Origin of the sequence: Paraglaciecola algarum, assembly GCF_021532655.1 — a bacterium.
Lineage (GTDB): Bacteria > Pseudomonadota > Gammaproteobacteria > Enterobacterales > Alteromonadaceae > Paraglaciecola > Paraglaciecola algarum.
Map to the genome: position 1 here is coordinate 1 of NZ_JAKGAS010000006.1, position 19971 is coordinate 19971.

Below are 19971 nucleotides of genomic sequence, written 5' to 3' on the forward strand. Positions count from 1 at the left end.
TTCGTTTTATCATTTAACACCTCAATAATTGCATTATATTCCATTATTAAAGTGTCCTGTTTAATTAAAGCAGATTATTGCGACATCAAGATTAATAATGTGACTTTCAAAATATTGGCAACGAGAATTATCACGCCATGCATGTTTTCCGATAACAGTTTAAATGAGGTTTTGACAATAAAAGATGAATTTTCAAAATACAGATTTCCTCCATTAATGTGGACAGGATGGAAGAACTGGCAAGATGAGGCCTTAATATTTTATAACTCTTTGGGCCGCGAAAAATCGTCACGCAAGCCAAAGTTTGATAAATTGTCAGAACCTAAAAACAAGCTTCAAAAGATATTCCAAGATAGGCTGTATAAATCAATGACAGCATTATTTTGTGAATTCGTAGGGACGAAAATTCAGTACTGTACGGTTGAGAGGTATATGTTTTACATCATTGGTTTTCCAACTGAAGACGAAATTGAAGTACTAGATTATCCTGACTTTTACCTTACAAATGAGCACATTCAAAACGGTAAATGTTTATTTAATTTTGAAGATAACCTGCTCGCGTTAGAGTTATTTGAAATCAATAAAGACGGCGAGTTTGTGGGTGATGATGATGACTATTACAAAGCCCTTTCAAGTTCTTTACAACAGTTTGAAGAAGCGATGACAAAAAATATTGTAATTGACGGGAAACAATACGAGGCGTACATGCGGCCTTGTACACTTGCTGAATATTCCATATATCAAAAATCAGCCATTATACTTAACCACACATAAACATTATTACAGTGCGTTAATTTTCAGAACTTTGAGGGGGAAAAGCTTATCTGGTAGACAGTCGTACTCCAGCGGAGCAATATTCCAATCAGATAAAAAATAGAACACTAAGGCTTTTCTCATCTTAAGTACTATTTGTCCTGACTCTAATCCGTAATCAAAGGTAATGGTTTCAGGGTTTTTGGGTTTACCATTGATACCAATTGTAATTTCAACCTCTTGATTCCAATCAGGATCAAAAGTTTTGGTCTGATTTTCCTCAACTGAAATCTCAGAGTCACGAGAGGCAACGACTCGATTCAACTTAAAGCTTCTGAAATCTCCTGACTTGTGGTCAAAAGCCCTGATGTACACAAAATTACCTGTTTCGATCAGTGTATGTGGGGCAATTATCCTGCTGGATTCGCCACTGCTACGCGATAAGTAATTAATGTCTACTTTAATTCCAAGGTTGAGTGCTCTGAAAATCGGTGCGACAACCTTTAGCTCCGGCAAAACACTTGGAATTCTATAGCTATTTACGTTTTCGGCGAACTTTGGCTCACACACAAGTCGTTGCGTACCAGAAGAAATTAGATCAATTGCTTCTTCTATTTGATGTTCAAAACAAGGGCTGAACCATTTTGTCGGGGCGTAGGCTCTCAATCGATGATTATAAATAAGATTGTTCTCAGCCATTTCTTGGTAACGCTTAAAGTCACGGGTGGACCAAGCTTCTTTGATTTCAAAACGATTCATTAGCTGACGTCTGTTTGTTGTTCCGAGCACAAAAGCGCATAAATCGATATAACGTAGTCGCCTTTCTTGCCGAATGTCGGTGATGTTTTCCATTGATTAATAAAATCCCAGTTGATCTATCTACATAATATAATATATAGTGCCTACTAATGTATAGTGCATATTAATATACACACCAAGCGTTGTGGGATGCAAAATGAATTACGGCAAGCAAGTTGAAAAGTACTTAAAGAAGATCGATGAAGGAAAGGCAATTGATTATGCTCAATTCCTCAATTTATTGAATTCTCCTGAGTTAAATCTTGACGCAACTAATCGAGACTTTGAAGTAAGAAGGGTTGGAACGAATACCTATAAAGTTACGCGTGTAGCGCTTTGGCTCAGAGTTCAACTTGATAACATCATTGGAGAGATATATAAGGATCGCAATTCAGCAGCTAAACAAAATAACAGCCACGCATACAATGTAAATGGCTCAATGCTTCTCGTCAGAGAAGGGGCAATACATCCTCAGGTAGTAATGTTTGATACTGATGGAAATTACTTACCCAAACGAGAATGGCATGATTACGCATTATTAATTGAAAACAGACAAAACTTCATCAGCATTGATAAAACTTTATCTTTTATAAAAACATACTGCGATATCGGGGATGTAGATTTACAAAAAGCATTAACAGTTTTTACCGAAGGTAACGCAATTTCTAACGCTTTACACCTAAGATTTCTTTGTAAATTCAAGTCGATTTTCCTATTGCTGGATGTAGATGCTGGGGGGCTTCAGATAGCTAGTAACCTCCTCACTCTTTTACCTAATTCAAACGTAGTTTTTCTCGTACCAAGTGACATAAAAGATAGATTGAAAACAGTAAGGGCACCAGCAAAAACAATATCAATTGAGAAAGCCATCAGACTGGGACGAAAACACCCAGAGCTAACTCATGTTGCGCAACTGATTTACAAAACCGAAAGAGAATTGGAGCAGGAGAGCTACCTTGATGAATGATTTTGTTACTGATGGATTATTAGCAGAGGATTACATACTTAAGCGTCTAGTTTACGTTAACTCGGCAAATCATGGATATTCGGAGATATTACTGGATAGACACCTTGCAATGTTTGGCGGGAACAATGTTGGAAAAACCGCGAGTCTCGCTGGCACCAAATTGCTGCTGTATCCAGAAGTTAATTTTAGCCGCTGTGAAAAGAAGTTTAAATTTGTTGGTAATAGAGGAACCTTTTCACAAGAAGACTCCTATGATTTTTACTTTCCTGATTCAACCTCGTTCATCATTCTCGAAGTGCAGAACCCTGAGGGGGCGTTTTGTATGTTGTTATACAAAACTAACAATTACACCTACAGCCGACTTTTCGCACCCTTATCATTCGATGAAATGCGCCATCTTTTTTGGGATGTGGATAAAGATGATTTCAATGACGACTTGAGTGTCAAAACAGTTAAACAGTTTGTTATCGAAAACGACGGTTTACAAACATCGGACGCGGCAGAAATACGATCCTTAATGTTTGAAGGTATGCGTGGTACTAAAAAGCAACGTCGTTTTTGCATTCTACCTATGAAAGATGCTCGTTTGGACTCAATTGAAGCTTTCAGGAATATTTATCAATTAGCATTTGACATTAAAAGCTCAGAGACAGATACCTTACCTAAAGCCATTGCCACACTTCTTGAGATGGGCCGGGGCAGAGATGAAGAGCGACTGAGCGCAGATCTCCTCGACTTAGCAACAGACTACGAACAACTGTTTGCAAAACAAGCGCAACTTCAAACTTTGAAAAATGCTGAGCCAATTTTCAACAGATTGTCATCTAATTTTGAACAACTGACAAACAATTATAAACATTACACACTGGTCCATAAATCGTTACGACACCTGTTAAATGAAGCAAAAGAAAGCTTTGATGAAAGGTACGTCAATATGAAGAATCTTACTGATGAAGCGAATAAACAACAATTTACTACCAGAGAAGAAGTCGCAAAAGCTAACGAAGCTTCAATTAAAGCTAAAAGCCATGTGGAACACTTGGAAGAACAATTATCGCATCAGTCTAAGCGAGTCGTTGAGGTAAAAAATTTATATGCTTCTTTAGGCTTTTCTTCAGTCGAGAAAACTCTTGAGCATCTGGACCATGAATATGACGGCGTGAATACCTTACTAAGAGAACTTCGCAAGGAGAATGGCGTTAAAAGACAACTCCAGAAAGAGCTGACAAAGAAAAAGCAACTTTTAGGTACAAAAAAAGAACTACAAAACATAATTGAAGATCAATCGAGAACGGTTGCGAGTCAGTTAAACAATTCTACAAGTGCGAGTATTTTGTACTCATTGAATCAAAATATTGTCAAAACAATAGTACCTCTGACTGAGAGTCATCGCGATGCGGTTGTCAACTTTACATCATTATTTGACTCTGATAATACAGGGTTACTTACTTTCCTCGATAAGCCGATCAAAGATGTCAGTTTTACAGAGATAAATCCAGAAATAATGGTTGAAGAGGCCACTCTTGAGTTAGCTAGAGTTGAACAGCAACTTGAGATTGTGGAGCAAAATATCACCGAACAAGGTAGAGCTTTAAAAAATAATGATATTGAATCGCTAATAACGAACACTGAACAAGCCTTACAAAAAATTGAAATTCAGCGAGACAATATTCGTGCTTTAAGAGAACTCATAAGAGGCGAAGACGATACATCCAAAAAACTTAAAGATAAACAAGATGTGTATATTAAGGCGAATATCTCGTTTGAAAAAGGGTGTAATAAACTTCAAGAACACACTGCAACTGCTAATCAGTGTCAAAATAAACTTGATACCTTGAAAGATGAGTCGGAGAGACTTAAAAGGTATGAGAGTGTTTTTAATACCATCCAGAGGCATGCCGATATTGACTTTCTGTTTGAAGAGATCTCTGACGAAGTAGTTCTAGATGATTCGTGGTTTGAAAAGCTTTACAAATTAAGCACCGATCTGTCTTCTTTGAAAACGAGTGTTATTAGAGAATTACATCTTTTATCAGGACAGGTTCAGATCGAAGGTGTTGATCCCCACAAACAATTCGATTCAGTTACCGCAATATCTAAAGCTGTTGACAGTTACGCAGGCGAATACGCCACATTACAGTATGATTTGAAACAGTTGAATACAAGCATTTGTACACACAATCAATTTGTTAGCAATCAGATAAAAGAACTGAAAACATCGAAACAGTTTCTTTCAAATTTCATCAAAGAAATTAATGATGAACTCAATAGTAAACTTGTATCAAACCTTTCTGAGATCAACTTACGGCCAGAAATCAATGTACGATTTGAATCTTTACTGTCTACTATCGATAAGCAAGATATTTCAGATGAGACATTGTTGGAGCCTGAGTTTTATCATGCACTTACTCAGTTTGCGGATAGTTACTTCGATAAGCGGACACGCAAACTTAAGATGCATGACATTATTCATGCAGTGCATTATGAATATACTCTAGAAGAAACTGGTGAGCGTTTTACTAAAAGTCAGTCAGGTGGAACGACTAGTACAATCACAGCCTTCGTGCTATCGGTGTTACTTAAGAAAATTACTCCAGACTATGTATCGCTCAAGATGCCGATTATTGTAGATGAAGTGGGTACGTTGGATTTCAAAAATACAAAAGCTACTATTCAGCAAATCAGTGAGCACGGCTTTTCAATCTTTTGTGCCACACCTACATTTTCAGGCTTTGTTAGCAAAAACGTTGGTCGTTGGATAATGATTGATAGAGCCAAAATCAAGAAGCCACGTGTCCCAAAATGCCACATGCATATCCTACCTGAGTATATTGAAAGCTTTGGGAGTCAATCCAATGAAGCTTAATCGTGATGTTATCCTCAGTTCTATCCTCAAGCATCAAAATAGCTTTCTGAAAATATTGGATTTTATTGACAAGGAAGGAGGAGTGCCTGAGATACCAGAGAAGCTTTTTCTAAATTTGTATAGTCATTACATTTGTGAAGATGATGATCAAAATGTTCATGCGCAGTTAAGTTTGGCAGTCTTGCTAAAGAACGGAGTATTTATTCATCATGATAAGAATACTGGGACCATTTCAGTTGCGGATGTAATCATCAATATGCTCAGGTTTATAGATGTAAAACGGGCGAGGGAACTTAACAGGCACGATTTAGAAGATTTGCGCCAGCGTGTGTCTGACTTTGTAGATAGGTTGTTGGAGTGCGCCTATCTGGAAAATGATGATACAAGAGAACTGTATGGGAGTTTCTATCGATTACTTAGTGAAATACATTCGAAGATAAAAGAAAATGTATCGGCACTGGATGCACAAGTAAAGCGCGTATCTCAGCAGTACAAGGAGTTCAACGCAGGAGATGGTGAAACTTCGGTTTTCGAGCTATATGACCGTGTAACGGATCTTTACAGCAAGTATGTATTGCCGTGTTATGAATTTATTGACCCAAATATGGAAATGAAAGGGAAAAGAACTTTAACACAGTCTATTGAGCAGTTAATAAAGCATCTCGCAGATTTACCTGCAAAACTGCATGAGTCAAACCGTCTTCAATACCGTTTTACGGCAGTTAGCAGTTATTATAAAGACATAGGACTACTCGTACGTAAACTTAAGCAATATTCAACTTATTTGGCTCAAGATCGCGATAGATACATTGCAATTGACAATGCATTCAATGCCTTAATGGATGATGTTGTGCCATTGCGCCACGGAAAACAGAAAAATAAGTATTTAACTCCCAATGCACCAATATTCCTAAAACTGTCAACTATAGATGGATTAAGAGACCTACGTACAAACCACGCAGCAAAATTTAACTGGGTTGAAGGCAAAACAACACTTCGATTCAAAGAATATTTGAATATGCTCCAACGTGAGGAAAGCAAACCCAAAAAACAACTGATCAAACCTTTACCAGAAGAGGTCCGAATTGAAGAGGAGAGACAGATAGAGATTGCTAGATTAATAGCTCAGGCCGGACTTCCAATCTCAATTCCCGACGTACATAAGTTCGTATTTGAGTTGCTACGCCAAAATTTGGATAGTTTTTGGTTAGGTGACGTTTTGTTTGGTATTGAAGAAGTGATGCCGTATGCACCATTAGAACATTTGGTCTTTAGTCGAGAACGACGGAGGCAGCAGGATGAACAATATTACTTGGAATATTTAAATATTGAATTGGCACGAGGTGAACTGGATGTATAACACTGACTTGAGCGTAGAAATCTACCAAACACTAACGGCTGGAAAGATCATAAATAACTGGATGCTTAACAACAGTGGCCAGTGGATCTCGAATCCGCTCTTTGAAGAAATAATGAATAACCTTTCTACATACGCAACGCAATATGAAATGTCGGGACAAGAATTGGTTCGTAATAAAGACTTTGTTTACTTGAGAAAAGGCGCTGAATTATCGGAAGATGTTAAAACTGACGTTACGATGAAAGCCGCACTTCTATTGCTTATGCTAGGTAAGTACATTAATGAGCAAAACTATCGATTTAGCAAGTTGACTGAGCAAAATGGCGGAATAACCAAAACAGACATTCTAGCACTTCAAGAGATCGATGATGTTCAAGAGCTTATCGAGAAAGCAAGGCTTAAAAGTGATTTGTACACCGAATTCAAAAACGTGCTGATTAACCGCAACTTATTACTTGAGTTACCCGGTAATGAACGGTTTATTTTATCCGACGCGGGGCGAACTTTTTATGAAGAAGTTGTCCGTCTATATCTTGAGCCAGAATTGCATATTTAAAATAATTAAGGACTAAAATTGTCAATAACAGTCACCACAGCATTCAATGCATTTCAAAAAGAAACGGTTAATCTTGATGCCGAAAGAACCAAAAATGCACGTAATAGTCGAAATTGGTTGGTTGGGAAGATAAACACCTTTACTGATTTTTTTCCTTTATACACAGCTAAACATATTCATTTTGGTTCTTTTGCAAGGCGGACCAAAATTAGGCCTTTAGACGACATCGATATTATGATTGCATTGATGGGGGAAGGGTGCTCGTATTTTGAAGATACTTCCGGGAAAATAACAATCAATGTCCCTGATGATTGTGATGCCTATAAATATTATAAGCATGCTGCTTCGAATACATTGAACTCTATTCGAGTTGTGAATGAGTTCGTCAGGAAATTGTCTGAAATAGACCAATACAAATCAGCAACTATCAAACGAAACCAAGAGGCAGCCGTCCTTAACTTGAAATCATATGATTGGGCTTTTGACATTGTTCCCTGTTTTTTCACCACGGAAGATGCATATGGACAAACCTATTACATTATTCCTGACGGGAGTGGTCACTGGAAAAAAACCGATCCACGGAAAGACCGCGACAGAGTTAGGACAATTAATTCAACATGTTCAGGCAACATGCTGAACGTTTTAAGACTTGTAAAGTATTGGCAACGTCGTCCAACTATGCCATCTATGGGATCATATCTTCTAGAGTGTATGGTACTCAATCATTTTGAGAGCAATGGAACCTGTTCGCAATATCAAGATTTGGAGCTTGCTGGAGTGTTTGAGTATATCGCAAATCATATTTATTCAAACGTCTCCGATCCTAAGGGGATTCAAACTAACTTGAATGACAAACTAACATGGGAAGAGCGCTCGAAAATCTCTAATAAGGCGATAGCTGATGCTAATCTAGCATTGGAAGCTAGGCATTTAGAATCAAATGGAGATCAAAAGGGCAGTATCAACAAATGGCGGCAAATTTTTGGTGCTGAATTCCCGGAGTATAGTTAATGAATAACGAGATAAATTCCATGCAAAACTATGATAGCTCTATCAATATGATTGCGGCTTTCAGGCAGAAGTACTCTGATGTTAAGCAGTTAAGTTTTATACAGATGTTGATGTCTGTATGGATGCCAATTGTATTGGCATTATTCGCTTTGGCATTGAAGAGTCAGTTAATTGTAGGTTTTCTAGGTATTCCCCAATTAGACGTAACTATTTATGTCTCTTTCTACTGTATTGTGATTGCGCTCGCGGACTTATTTTTATTCAACAGCTTCATTGAGACTGGGAAAGAACTTGCGGCGAAAATCCAAGAACTTTTTGACACAAACGTTCTTGGATTGCCTTGGAATATAACCTTAGCTGGACCCAAGCCAGATGGCGAAGTAATTTACAACCTTAAAAATACTTTTTACAAAGTTAAGTGCAACAAAAGGGAACATCTGATTAACTGGTATAACCCGAAGGTCGCCAATGTTAGTCACAACAAAGCGGTTCTGTTGTGTCAGCGAATGAATCTGTACTGGGATAAGTCCTTAAGAGAGACCGTTAATCAGCGTGTTTTTATTTCCCTACTTTGCTGGTGTGTGTTTATTATGATCATTGCTCTTAACCATGATCTCTCGCTCAGAACGCTGCTATTAACCGTAATTTGTCCACTGCTACCTATCCTTAGTTATTCAATAAAATTAATTTCAGATAACAGGAAGTCAATTTCCACTATGACGAGATTGAAAGAACTGTTGGAATCGGCGTGGGCTGACGCAGCTAATCAAGAACTCACAATTGAAAAGCTTCGTGAAGTTCAAAATGAGATTTATCAACATAGGAAAACGAACCGTCCTATATCTGATCGCTTCTATTGGAAACGAAAAGATGACTTTGAAGGTGATGCAGAATACAGCATTGAGCAGATGATAACCGATATCGAACGACAGCCTTAATAGGCTGGGAGTTAAAGCTATGAAAGATAAAGACTTACACGCAGTTATCGAAACTCTTGTTAATAGAATTTCATTTTAAAGGACAGCTCATCGCCAGCTCAATCAGGAGTTGAAAAATGAAACGTAAGTTGATCCGCAGAATTAAATCTCGAATATCGTCGTGTTTAAAGTATAAGTGTAGCAAATGTAAGCGTCAGTCTTTCGATGCCTGCCAGATCACTTACGACTCAATATGTCGTAGCAAACAATTCGGCCAGCGTTGTCATCAACAGCGACTAGCTCGACAACAAAAAATGAACCCTCGGCAACTTAAAAATCTGAGGAAACGCCAGCGGATCTTAGGGTTAATTGGCAGCAAATACGGTCGTATCTGCAAAATCAAGTTGAAACCTGCATCAGCTATTCTAATCAAATAATGGCGATCTTAATGAGAATAGGCATCTTATTTCAATCAACGAGTAATCTGCCTTCGCCTCTTCAATCAAAGGGCCTCAGCGAATGTCCTAGTTGGTAAGCGTCTGAGGCCAGTCCGAACGGGTTGGTAACAAGGAAAATATGCTTTACACGAGGCTAATTTGCGGCTTTGCAGACAAGTACTATCACGACTATGAATAATACAATCGTGATTGATACAGAAAAAGCTAACTTCCACCAAACGACTTCATATCGATTTGATAGTTCATTTTTGGAGTTTTCAAAATCATCTTTATCAGCGCCAACCTCATTTTCCAATCGTTCAAACAGAGGTTTATATTCTGATTTTAAAGCTTTGAGAGAACTAAATTGGCCAAGTAAGTTAAGGCAAACAATTACTCCTAGCACCAAAACTGTGATTATAAAGGTGATATTCTTGTAAAACTCAAGCGTATTTACTTGAGCCATTTCAATTTGACTTGTAGCAAGCCATACACCAGCCGGGATAGCGAATGTTTTCGTTGCAACTTCATCGAACACTTTGTTTATTTTTACTATATATTGAGTCTTTTTCTCCTGATATTCGCGTCGAACTTTGTCGAACGAATAATTGCTAACGTATTGCTCGTAGCTAGCCAACAGTTGGCTAGAGAATGCATTAAAGTGTGTCAGAAGGTGGTTAAATCTAAATTTTTTATCTTGTTGCTTAAGGAAGGACACCAATGATTCACGTACCAAGGCCGTTTTTGCTTCCTTGTGTAGATCAGCAGTTAGCAATTCTTCCAATGGATTGGGGTCAAGGTCATACTCCAGAACTGACGAATCCACCTGAAAGCTGATATTTAAACTCTGTCCAAATACAATCAAATAATCTTGTGAAGTCGTTATATCGTTAGAGACCTGTTTTATCAACTGGCATACTTTGGAGATATTTTGATAGCGGCCAAACTTAAGCAAAGGTGTATCGGTACTGTAAATTTCGTTCTCATCACTTATGAAAACAGCACTTACTGGCTCCAAAACATATTGAGGATAGGACAGTAATGTATCCCAGTCTTTGCAAATGAAAAATTTGTCGTGGATTTTTTCGGATACAAGCTCGATCTGTATATGATACCCAGCGTATGTTTTCTCAAATTTAAACTCAGGAAGTTGTTTGGTAGCTTTAAATACCTCATCTTTGTATAAATCTATCCCCGCAGAACATAAATCAGCAGCAATTAAGCGATTTAGCTTATCAAGATTATTTTGACTAAACTCAATCGTGCCAACCAAAGTAGCATTGTCTCTTCGCTCCAATTTGCCCAACAAAGCAAATATGTCTGAATAGTCTTTTAAAAGCTGTAAATTCATGCTGAAAATATCAGTTTTCGTTACTTCTACTGGCTAACTCTTCCAGTATCTCTTCTTTTAGTATAGGCGGGATCTCATTAAATGTTAGCTTCCCATCGTTACCATAAATAATACTTTTGCCAAGTAAACTTCGGTCAAAGCTGATAGATACACCGCTCGCTTTTCCTGATATACGTAAATATTTCTTCAGCTCTGTATTACTAATGGCAACCTCTTCTCCCACATCATAAGTTTCACGAGCTAATACTAGAAAGTCATCAGGGGTATCTGGGAAGACTCGGTTTGCCACTTCAGTCAATTTTACTTCCAATCCATCTTTAAGCTGCTGCTTTATGAAACTGTGTGCATCGTCAACTTTAAACTGGACAACATCATCATCCATGCCAAGGGTATTTTTAGCGTAGTCTTGAATCGATTTTTTAAGGCTTTTTGTTTCGGCTATTGCTGCCTGCTTATCACGCTGACAGCCTATGAAATCCTCAAAATAATCCCTAACTTCAGCCGCTAATCCGGTCTTGAACTTTATATAACGACTAGAAAGATCTTCTTCCCAATCGGTTAGATTAATTGCAGCACCTAGGTGTAATTTGTTTATGTCGATAATTTGCGAAGCCTCTAGCTCCAAATCATCAGAAATGTCATATCCGTCAGCTCTTTGCAAAACAGCTAGCGCTAGCCATATCTTCCCTCGACTCTCATATTCGTAAAAAATAAGAAGGCCACCTTTAACCGATTGCAATTTGGGGCGGCGCATTATTGCTGCATACCTGTTAGCCATCACTGTGGTCATAACAATAAAATCACTGCATTCAAGATCATCATAATGCTCTGCTAATGTCTGTTCAAACGCTGGGTCTATTGTTGGATCTCCGTCAACAGCGAACTCCCCTATGTTCAAAGTTGAATGCGTAAATAGCTCAATAAGACTATCTGTAAGTGACCCAGCAAGGCCTAAAGCATTATTTTCTTTCTTTCGAAGGTTAACCTTGACGCGTTCTCCATCCTTCTCGCGTTTAACCTCATGCAGTATTACGTGATTAATAGCCATAACATCCCTTACTTCTTTTTTCCCGTGATAATATATTTCCGCAAAGCCGCCTCAAGTGCAACTGTAATCCTCTACGGAGCCATAAAAAAGCCTCCACCATCTGCTAAGGGCGGGGCTTTGGATTCAAAATTAAACAAATCTCTTAGGTTGGAGTCTAATTTTTACAGCCATTCTTATCACAAGTGATTTTTTGGTGTGAATCAACCCAATGGCTTGAGTGCTTTTTAGTATCAACGCCACATCCGGTTGTGCCACCTTTTTTGCCTTGATGTACAATTCCAGTTGGGTTATGTTTAACAGCCATGTAATTCTCCTTTAAAATACTATTTAATTGAAATATTGTGATTAAATTTTTTAACTATATTAATAACTTACCATTTATACTAAATAAATAACATACGATAAAGAGACCTGTTCTTTTGGCTTCAAAAGCAGCCAAAAATAAAAGGGCTAGCAAGTAGACTTGAAAACCAGAAAAAGCCCGGCAACCATAGGTCTGCTAGGGCGAGGCTTTGGATTCAAATACAAGAAATGAATCCCACACCAAATATAAGTTCTGCATGGGATTCAGTTTAATTTTTTAACGGCATAGCTCTTCTATTTTCTTCCTAGAAAACCAACTGTATAAAACAGGCAGCACAAATAATGTTAATAAGGTTGCCGTAATTAATCCTCCGACAATGACACTTGCTAAAGGACGTTGTATTTCAGCACCAACACCGCTAGACATTAACATTGGGATTAAGCCCAATGCTGAAGTGATAGCCGTCATTAATACTGGTCTTAATCTAGAGGTTGCGCCATCAAAAACGGCTTTGGAGGTGTCTAACCCATCTTTAATACGTTGATTGATGCTCTCTACCATTACTACACCGTTTAATACTGCAACGCCGAATAAGGTAATGAAACCCACCGAGCTAGGCACTGATAAGTATTGGTTTGACAAATACAGAGAAAACACACCACCAATCACAGCAAGAGGTACATTGACTAGTATCAACATAGCCTGACCAACGGAGCCAAAGGCAAAGTAAAGCAATAGTGCTATTAACCCTAATGATAAAGGCACCACTATAGCTAATCTTTTTTGCGCACGCTGCTGGCTTTCAAATTGTCCACCAATAGAAATAGAATAACCGGAAGGCAAATCAACCTTTTTGGCTATTATCTCTCTGATATCAGCTACAACACTACCCATATCTCGATTCTGGACGTTTGCTTGAATAACCACTCGCCTTTGTACGTCATCGCGCCTGACTTGCGGTGGACCAGACTCAAATGAAACGGATGCAACATCACCTAAGCGCACCCAAGCCCCAGTTGGTGATTGAAGTCGAATATCTGAGATAGATTCTTTGTTTCGACGATATTCTTCTTCCAAACGTACATAAATATCGTAGCGTTCATTGCCGTTAATAATTTGCCCTGCCTCGACGCCACCAATGCCGTCGCGCACAACCTCCATGACGTCAATAACGGACAGGCCAAATCGTGACAATTCTTGTCTATTAGGCTTGATCACTAATTGAGCTTCACCAGCAATTTGTTCTAAAGCGACATCTCTAGCACCTTCAACTTCTTTAATAACTGCTTCAATTTCCTGCCCTTTTTTGGCTAACACATCAAGCTCTGGTCCAAATAGCTTGATTGCTAATTGCGCTTTTACACCTGATAGTAATTCATCAACACGAGTGGCAATGGGCTGAGAAAAGTTAAGTAGCAACCCCGGAAACTCTTCCAGTGACCTTTCCATTTTAGCTTGAAGTTCATATCGATTAGAAGCGCTTGTCCACTCAGAAACTGGTTTTAATCCTATATAAATTTCTATGTTGTTCACAGGCTCAGGATCTCCACCTATCTCAGCTCGTCCAATTCTGCTCAGGGCATAAGTTACTTCAGGAAAGGCCATTAACTTTTCTTCTAGAATTGGAGCAACAGTAAGTGCTGTATCTAAACTAGAAGAAGGAGCAAGGGTTGCTCTTAAATTAATAGTCCCTTCCTCTAACTCAGGAACAAATTCAGTGCCAATAAATGGCACTAATGCAAATGCAGAGATAACTAAAATAAGTGAAGCTGAAATGACTAACTTCGTGCGTTTTAGTGCGAAAGTAAGCCCTTTTCTGTAAAGTTTGTCTAAAGGTTTTAGTACGAAACTTTCTTTTTCTTTTACACCAGTTTTAAACAGATAAGTAGCCAGAGCAGGCACAACAAACAAGGCCACCATGATGGCAGATACGACCGCTAAGATGATACTGATTGCCATAGGTTGAAAGAGTTTAGCTTCTACTCCTTCGAAGCTAAATAATGGCGTAAATACCACTAAGATAATAGACGCTGCAAAAAATACCGGACGAGCGACTTCTTTGCCTGCTTCCTTGAGACGCAATTCAATACCGTGATCATCATACTCAACATCGTGTGGGTCTGTATCAGACGCAGGAACGCTAGCGTGAACACTGTCTGAGTGAGTTGAATCTGGCTTATTTAAATGTTTAAACATGTTTTCAACCATCACCACCGAACCATCGACCAACATACCAATAGCCACAGCAATTCCACCCAGTGACATAAGGTTGGCAGAAATTCCCCACCACGCCATGATCATCAAAGCAATGCCAATTGAGATAGGAATTGAAATTAAAACCAAAAAGGTTGCCCGTAGGTTCATTAAGAAAAGCGCCAGTACAATACAGATGAAAACAAAAGCTAATGCTAGTGCTTCAACGACGGTATTAACTGCTTTCTCAATTAAATCAGCTTGATCATAGAAGGGTTCAAAGCGAACGCCTTTTGGAAGCGCTTGATTAATTAGTGGTATTCTTGCATTGATTCCATCAATGGTGGCCTTAGTGTTTGACCCCATCCGCTTCAATACAATACCTGAAACCACTTCAGCTAGATCCTCGACTTTGCCCTCTGCTGTTTTGCGAGTCATGGTAACCGCGCCTTGCCGAATTTCGCTGCCCATTCCTACTCTTGCTATGTCAGATACAGTTATTACTGTTCCATCGATGGTTTTTACTGGTACTTGCTTGATATTACCGATGCCAGCATCACCACTTTCGAACCAGCCTGTTCCTCTAATAACAAGTTGCTCTTGTCCACGGTTCATATACCAGCCGCCAACATTGGCATTGTTGCTATCTAAGGCTGTGACGATATCTTCTTGGGTTAGGTCGTATTCTAGAAGTTTTGAAGGATCAATATTTACTTGATATTGCCTAACGTTGCCTCCGAAGGACAGAACGTCAGTGACTCCATCGACAGGCATGATAAGTAGTTTGACAATCCAATCATTGAGGCTTCTAAGTGCCATCGCGTCAAAACCAGCGCCCTTATCTGATATCAATAAATATTGAAATACTTGACCTAACCCAGAGGTGTTCGGTCCCATATTCGGTGTACCAACACCTTCGGGGATCAATTCTTTAGCCGCTTGAAGTCGTTCAAAGACAAGTTGCCTAGCAAAGTAAATATCGGTGCCTTCTTTGAAAACCACCGTGACACCAGATAAACCTGTTTTAGAAATCGAACGTACTTGTTCAACATCCGGCAAGGCGTACATCACAGCTTCTATCGGATAAGTAATAAGTTGTTCAACTTCTTCCGCTGCCAATCCGGGGGCTTCAGTATTCACGGCAACCTGAACGTTAGTAACATCAGGGAAAGCATCCAAATTTAACTTTGGAATAACCATTACTGCACTAACAATAGCGGCAAAAAGAGCGATTAAGATAAGGAGTCGGTTGTTTACGGACCAATCAATAATTTTATTAAACATTGTATTTCTCCTTAGTGGTTGTGCGGATCAAATCCGCCTTTAGCAATTTCAGAAGCAACAAAGAAAGCACCTTTAGTGACAATTCGCGTTCCACTTTCAACGCCGATTATTTCTCTAAATTCACCTAAGGCTCGGCCCAGTTCAACCTCTATGGCTTTGAACTCTCCGGGGTGGTCTTCAACGAATATGGTCCAATCACCATCAGCACTGCGGATCAAGGCTTCTTCCGGCACAGCCATTACTTTCTCTTGGGTTGAAAATTGAAAATAGACTTTCACAAACATACCTGAATGTAGGTTGTCGTCTTTGTTTTCGACTGACAAACGAACTATCCTCGTTCTCGTTAACGGATCGATGGTGTGCGCTTCTTGAATGACTTTTGCGTTGTAACTTTGCCCTTCTAATTTGACTATACCCGGCGAGTTTTTGGACAAATCTAGCTTTTTATTAGGCGATACTTTTGCTTCTACCCATAGTTGCTTTTCGTCTGCTAGCAACATCACTGTATCACCAGCATTAACGCGTTGCCCTTGGATAAAATCATCTTGAAGCACTACGCCTTCACGCTGTGCTGTTAATGTATATTGCCCAAATGCTTTAATGTCTTTATTGGAAATACTCTGAATTGCTTTTTCAGTTAACCCTAAAGCAATGAGTTTTCCATAAGAAGCGTTGTAAGTTGTTTCAGCTTGTAACAATCGACTTTCACTCACCGCTTTGTTACCCAGCTTTTTCACTCGTTGCCATTCGGTTGAAGCGATTAAATAGTCAGCCTGTGCTTGTGCCATCGCCTCACTAAACAATGTGACTAACTTTTGGCCTATTTCTACGTGTTCTCCAAGAGCTGCGTGACGGCTAATAATGACCGACTCAGTACGAGGTGAAACCACGTAGCTTTTATAACCATTGGCTTTTATTTCGCCGGGTGCGTATATCGAACTGTATTGATATTCTGGAACAATGCTTTCCACTTTTATGTTAGCAAGTGACATCTTTTTCGGGCTAAGAGTTATACCTTCTTCATGCTCTTCCTCTTTACTTCCACCTCCATGTCCGTGCTCGTCATGGTCACCTTTATCTTCTTCATGTCCCTTTTCGTGCTCGTCATGGTCACCTTTATCTTCTTCATGTCCCTTTTCGTGATCGTCATGATCATCTTTATGTTCTTTTACATCTTGCTGTGAAATCTTTGCGGTAGAATCTGTAACACCTGACGATTGACCAAAAGCAATGTGACTCGTAGTAAGCCCAACTAAAAGGCTGCTCATTACTACGGCTAATAATTTTTTACTAAATATTGTATTCATTTTTATAACCTATATTTTATAAATTTGAGATTTCGCTTGTTTAAAATTGGAGCGGTTAAATCTCAAATTTGGATAACTGACCCATACTTGAAATGAAGGAAATCTCGGCAACTTTGAATTGCTTTTCCAATTGAATTCCTGTGTGAAGTCCTTCTGCCCGTTGATTTAAAGCAAATAAATAATCAGAAGTATTTATGTCACCTGCTTCCCAGCGTTTGTTTAGTAATTTTTCGCTGTTATTCAACCTGCCGTGGGTAAGTATTAACCACTGTTCGTAATATTTTTTACTAACCAAAAGTGATTCATAGTTAGCTTTTGCCTTAAAAGACTGCTTGCGAAAAACCGACTGAAATTTGGCTTCTGCGGCAATAGATTTTGAGTAGGCAAATTTAATAGTATCGGAGTAGTTATTCCTGATATTTAAAGGCATTGAAAATGTAAGTCCAACTGTACTTTCATTGCCACTTTCGCCTGCGCTAATCCCAATGGTGGGATTAGCTTTAGCTTCTATTGTGCTAAGTTGAGCCTTTGCTTGTTGCTCATGCCAATACGCTTTAGCAAGCTTTACTTTAGGGTGTTGTTTAACCCATTCTGTATTGAAGGAATAATTTGTTGTCTTAAACTCAAACTTCGGTCCTTTGGCTATATCAGGAGTCCAATCCGGCAGTAATTCTTGAACCTGAACTTCCGCATGCTTTAACGCAATTTGATATTCGGAAATTTCACTAAAGGCTTGTGCTAGGTTTAGATACACTAATTCAGCATCAATAGGGTCCAGTAGTCCCACTTTTTGCTTTTCATCAACAATGCTAACCAGAGTTCGCAGTTGTTCTTCTTTTTCAATTAACAATTTTGCTGCATCTTTGGCAGCCTGCCAATTAACAAGCGCGATTAGTGCTTCGGCTTTCTTTGATTCAAGTAAATCTAATAATTGCTGTTGATTCATGTAAAAAACAATTTCACCAATGTTTTTGTTGGATGACTGTTTATCCCATAAATCAATAGTTTGACTCAGACCAACTGAAAAGTTTTTAAAATCACCTTCCTTTTCATAACTAGCCTCAAACTCAGGGTTATAGATAGCTTTAGTCAAGCTTTTTGCCTGAAATTGACTAGCTTTGAGTAACTCTCTTGCCTCAATAATTTCAGGATCTTTATTTATTTGGTTTTCTAACCATGAAGTACTTTTTTCTTTGCCATAAGCATTAATTGAAAAGCTTATAGCAAGACACATAGACAGGCATACACCTGTATTTTTGAAATATAAATACATATGGACTCTTAATTTTTAAATTAATAAACACCAACTTTTTATCCTTGTGACAGGATATAAAGGTCATTAATAATCAAATAAATTAAGATTTAGGAGGGCGTAATATGGAGTCTTGGTAATCTTTTGTTTGATCTACCTGAGCGGAAAATCGGTTTATGAAATGTAACTTAGCGGTACTGTTTAAATTGCTGACTAATATCCATGATAGGTGGCTACCACTGCAATGCCCACAGTGATGACAATCTTTAATTTCGTGCTGACTATCACCTGCGTTTTCTTTGATAATATTAGGGTCATCTTTATGGTCATGTTGTGTTTGCAGGTGTTCAACGTCTACTTGATGACTATCATAAGTTGCGGACGCAATAGACGATAACGATTGCAAAACAATCGAAACGACTAAGAGCATTTTTAGCACAACATTAAGGTTCAAGGTTATCACCACTTAAAATATAGTTTAAAATACTAGCAGGAACTATTTACTTAAACTAGCTTTTCCTGTCAGTTTCCACGCTTTTACATTAAATAGCTTTTTTATTTGACTCTATAGCCACTATAGATTTTATACTTATTTTAATATTGTTTCGGAATGTTAAATATGTCAGAAAAATGTAGTGGTCAGTGTCAATCATCTCCTACCAACGAAGACGTAAAAATTGATACACAATTAGATAACTATAGTGGCGCGTTAGTTAGTACATTTAAAGTGCCTCAAATGGATTGTCCTTCAGAAGAGAGATTGATCAGATTAGCACTTGACTCAATTCAGCCTTCAGTTGGATTGCAATTTGATATTCCTAGTCGATTAGTCAAAGTTTTTCATGATGAAAATTTAGATGAGATAACAAAAAAGTTACAACAACTTAAACTCGGTGCAGAGTTAGCATCAACTAAACAAAGTTGCAGTACGGAAGCTGCACAGGCAAAAGAACTTGCTCAAAAAAATGAGATGAAAGAATCATCAACACTAAAATGGTTGTTGGCTATAAACGGAGTTATGTTTTTTATAGAAGTCATTGCAGGGATTATTGCACAGTCTGCTGGCCTAATTGCAGACTCATTAGACATGTTTGCTGATGCTGCGGTGTATGGTTTAGCTATATATGCTGTCGGTAAAAGTATCAGCATGAAACTTAGAGCTGCACATATATCTGGTGTGCTTCAAATTATTCTAGCGCTAGGAGCTTTGAGTGAAGTCGTAAGACGTTTTATTTATGGTAGTGAGCCTATGTCATCTTTAATGATGATATTTGGCGGTATTGCACTAATCGCTAACATTGCTTGTCTGTTTTTAATATTTGGTAATAAAGAAGACGGCGCTCATATGAAAGCAAGCTGGATTTTTTCCGCAAATGACGTTATTGCAAATGTTGGGGTAATCTTAGCTGGCTTTTTAGTTACAGTAACAAGCAGCCGTTATCCAGATTTAGTGATTGGTTTGATTATTGCTGTTGTCGTTTTAAACGGTGCTCGCCGCATCTTACAGCTAAAGTCTTAAGTAGAAAGTAGTTAAAAGAATGCACCCGTCATATTTTAAACCATATAT

At 38.5% G+C, this 19971-nt stretch carries 17 protein-coding genes; 9 read left to right on the forward strand and 8 right to left on the reverse strand.

Translation table 11 applies throughout. The features are described from left to right. Window positions 1-774: hypothetical protein (locus tag L0668_RS11765; RefSeq protein WP_235312809.1), on the forward strand; the 774-nt coding region annotated here is incomplete at its 5' end. A gap of 6 nt (window positions 775-780) precedes the next feature. On the opposite strand, the gene L0668_RS11770 is transcribed toward L0668_RS11765, so the two are convergent. Further along, on the reverse strand, window positions 781-1605 hold the full coding sequence (locus L0668_RS11770; RefSeq protein WP_235312810.1) for a BrxR family helix-turn-helix transcriptional regulator: 825 nt from the start codon (window positions 1603-1605) through the stop codon (window positions 781-783). A gap of 103 nt (window positions 1606-1708) precedes the next feature. Between L0668_RS11770 and L0668_RS11775 the strand changes: the two genes are divergently transcribed. The 7 genes from L0668_RS11775 (at window position 1709) to L0668_RS11805 (ending at window position 9665) form a co-directional block, all read left to right on the forward strand. Continuing rightward, window positions 1709-2518, forward strand: coding sequence for a hypothetical protein (locus L0668_RS11775; protein WP_235312811.1), 810 nt, complete (start codon window positions 1709-1711; stop codon window positions 2516-2518). Continuing rightward, window positions 2511-5384: a hypothetical protein gene (locus L0668_RS11780; RefSeq protein ID WP_235312812.1), complete on the forward strand. Its 2874-nt coding sequence runs from the start codon at window positions 2511-2513 to the stop codon at window positions 5382-5384. Before L0668_RS11775 ends, L0668_RS11780 begins: the two co-directional genes overlap by 8 nt. After that, window positions 5374-6744, forward strand: coding sequence for a hypothetical protein (locus L0668_RS11785; protein ID WP_235312813.1), 1371 nt, complete (start codon window positions 5374-5376; stop codon window positions 6742-6744). Before L0668_RS11780 ends, L0668_RS11785 begins: the two co-directional genes overlap by 11 nt. Next, on the forward strand, window positions 6737-7300 hold the full coding sequence (locus L0668_RS11790; RefSeq protein WP_235312814.1) for a condensin complex protein MksE: 564 nt from the start codon (window positions 6737-6739) through the stop codon (window positions 7298-7300). The genes L0668_RS11785 and L0668_RS11790 overlap by 8 nt, the downstream gene beginning before the upstream one ends. 18 nt (window positions 7301-7318) lie before the next feature. Next, window positions 7319-8311: an SMODS domain-containing nucleotidyltransferase gene (locus L0668_RS11795; protein ID WP_235312815.1), complete on the forward strand. Its 993-nt coding sequence runs from the start codon at window positions 7319-7321 to the stop codon at window positions 8309-8311. Next, window positions 8311-9249: an S-4TM family putative pore-forming effector gene (locus L0668_RS11800; protein WP_235312817.1), complete on the forward strand. Its 939-nt coding sequence runs from the start codon at window positions 8311-8313 to the stop codon at window positions 9247-9249. The genes L0668_RS11795 and L0668_RS11800 overlap by 1 nt, the downstream gene beginning before the upstream one ends. 116 nt (window positions 9250-9365) lie before the next feature. Beyond that, entirely contained in the window at window positions 9366-9665 is a 300-nt protein-coding gene (locus L0668_RS11805) for a hypothetical protein (RefSeq protein ID WP_235312819.1), read from the forward strand. A 154-nt stretch (window positions 9666-9819) separates the two neighbouring features. Here the strand turns inward: L0668_RS11805 and L0668_RS11810 are convergent, their stop codons facing one another. From L0668_RS11810 to L0668_RS11840, 7 genes are all read right to left on the reverse strand, one after another. After that, complete coding sequence (locus L0668_RS11810; protein WP_235312821.1) at window positions 9820-11016, reverse strand: hypothetical protein; 1197 nt, start codon at window positions 11014-11016, stop codon at window positions 9820-9822. Window positions 11017-11026: 10 nt separating this feature from the next. Further along, window positions 11027-12064, reverse strand: a complete 1038-nt coding sequence (locus L0668_RS11815; protein WP_235312824.1) for a nucleoid-associated protein — start codon at window positions 12062-12064, stop codon at window positions 11027-11029. A 154-nt stretch (window positions 12065-12218) separates the two neighbouring features. Next, window positions 12219-12368, reverse strand: coding sequence for a hypothetical protein (locus tag L0668_RS11820; RefSeq protein ID WP_235312826.1), 150 nt, complete (start codon window positions 12366-12368; stop codon window positions 12219-12221). Between the two features lie 276 nt (window positions 12369-12644). After that, window positions 12645-15845, reverse strand: a complete 3201-nt coding sequence (locus tag L0668_RS11825) for an efflux RND transporter permease subunit (protein WP_235312827.1) — start codon at window positions 15843-15845, stop codon at window positions 12645-12647. A gap of 11 nt (window positions 15846-15856) precedes the next feature. Beyond that, window positions 15857-17152, reverse strand: coding sequence for an efflux RND transporter periplasmic adaptor subunit (locus tag L0668_RS11830; RefSeq protein ID WP_235312829.1), 1296 nt, complete (start codon window positions 17150-17152; stop codon window positions 15857-15859). 55 nt (window positions 17153-17207) lie between these two features. Continuing rightward, window positions 17208-18425 carry a TolC family protein gene (locus L0668_RS11835; RefSeq protein WP_235312830.1) on the reverse strand — a complete coding sequence of 406 codons (1218 nt, stop codon included), beginning with the start codon at window positions 18423-18425 and terminating at the stop codon, window positions 17208-17210. A gap of 82 nt (window positions 18426-18507) precedes the next feature. Next, entirely contained in the window at window positions 18508-18858 is a 351-nt protein-coding gene (locus tag L0668_RS11840) for a hypothetical protein (protein ID WP_235312832.1), read from the reverse strand. A gap of 165 nt (window positions 18859-19023) precedes the next feature. On the opposite strand from L0668_RS11840, the gene L0668_RS11845 reads away from it, so the two are divergent. Beyond that, on the forward strand, window positions 19024-19923 hold the full coding sequence (locus L0668_RS11845; RefSeq protein WP_235312834.1) for a cation efflux transmembrane domain-containing protein: 900 nt from the start codon (window positions 19024-19026) through the stop codon (window positions 19921-19923). Window positions 19924-19971: the final 48 nt, after the last annotated feature.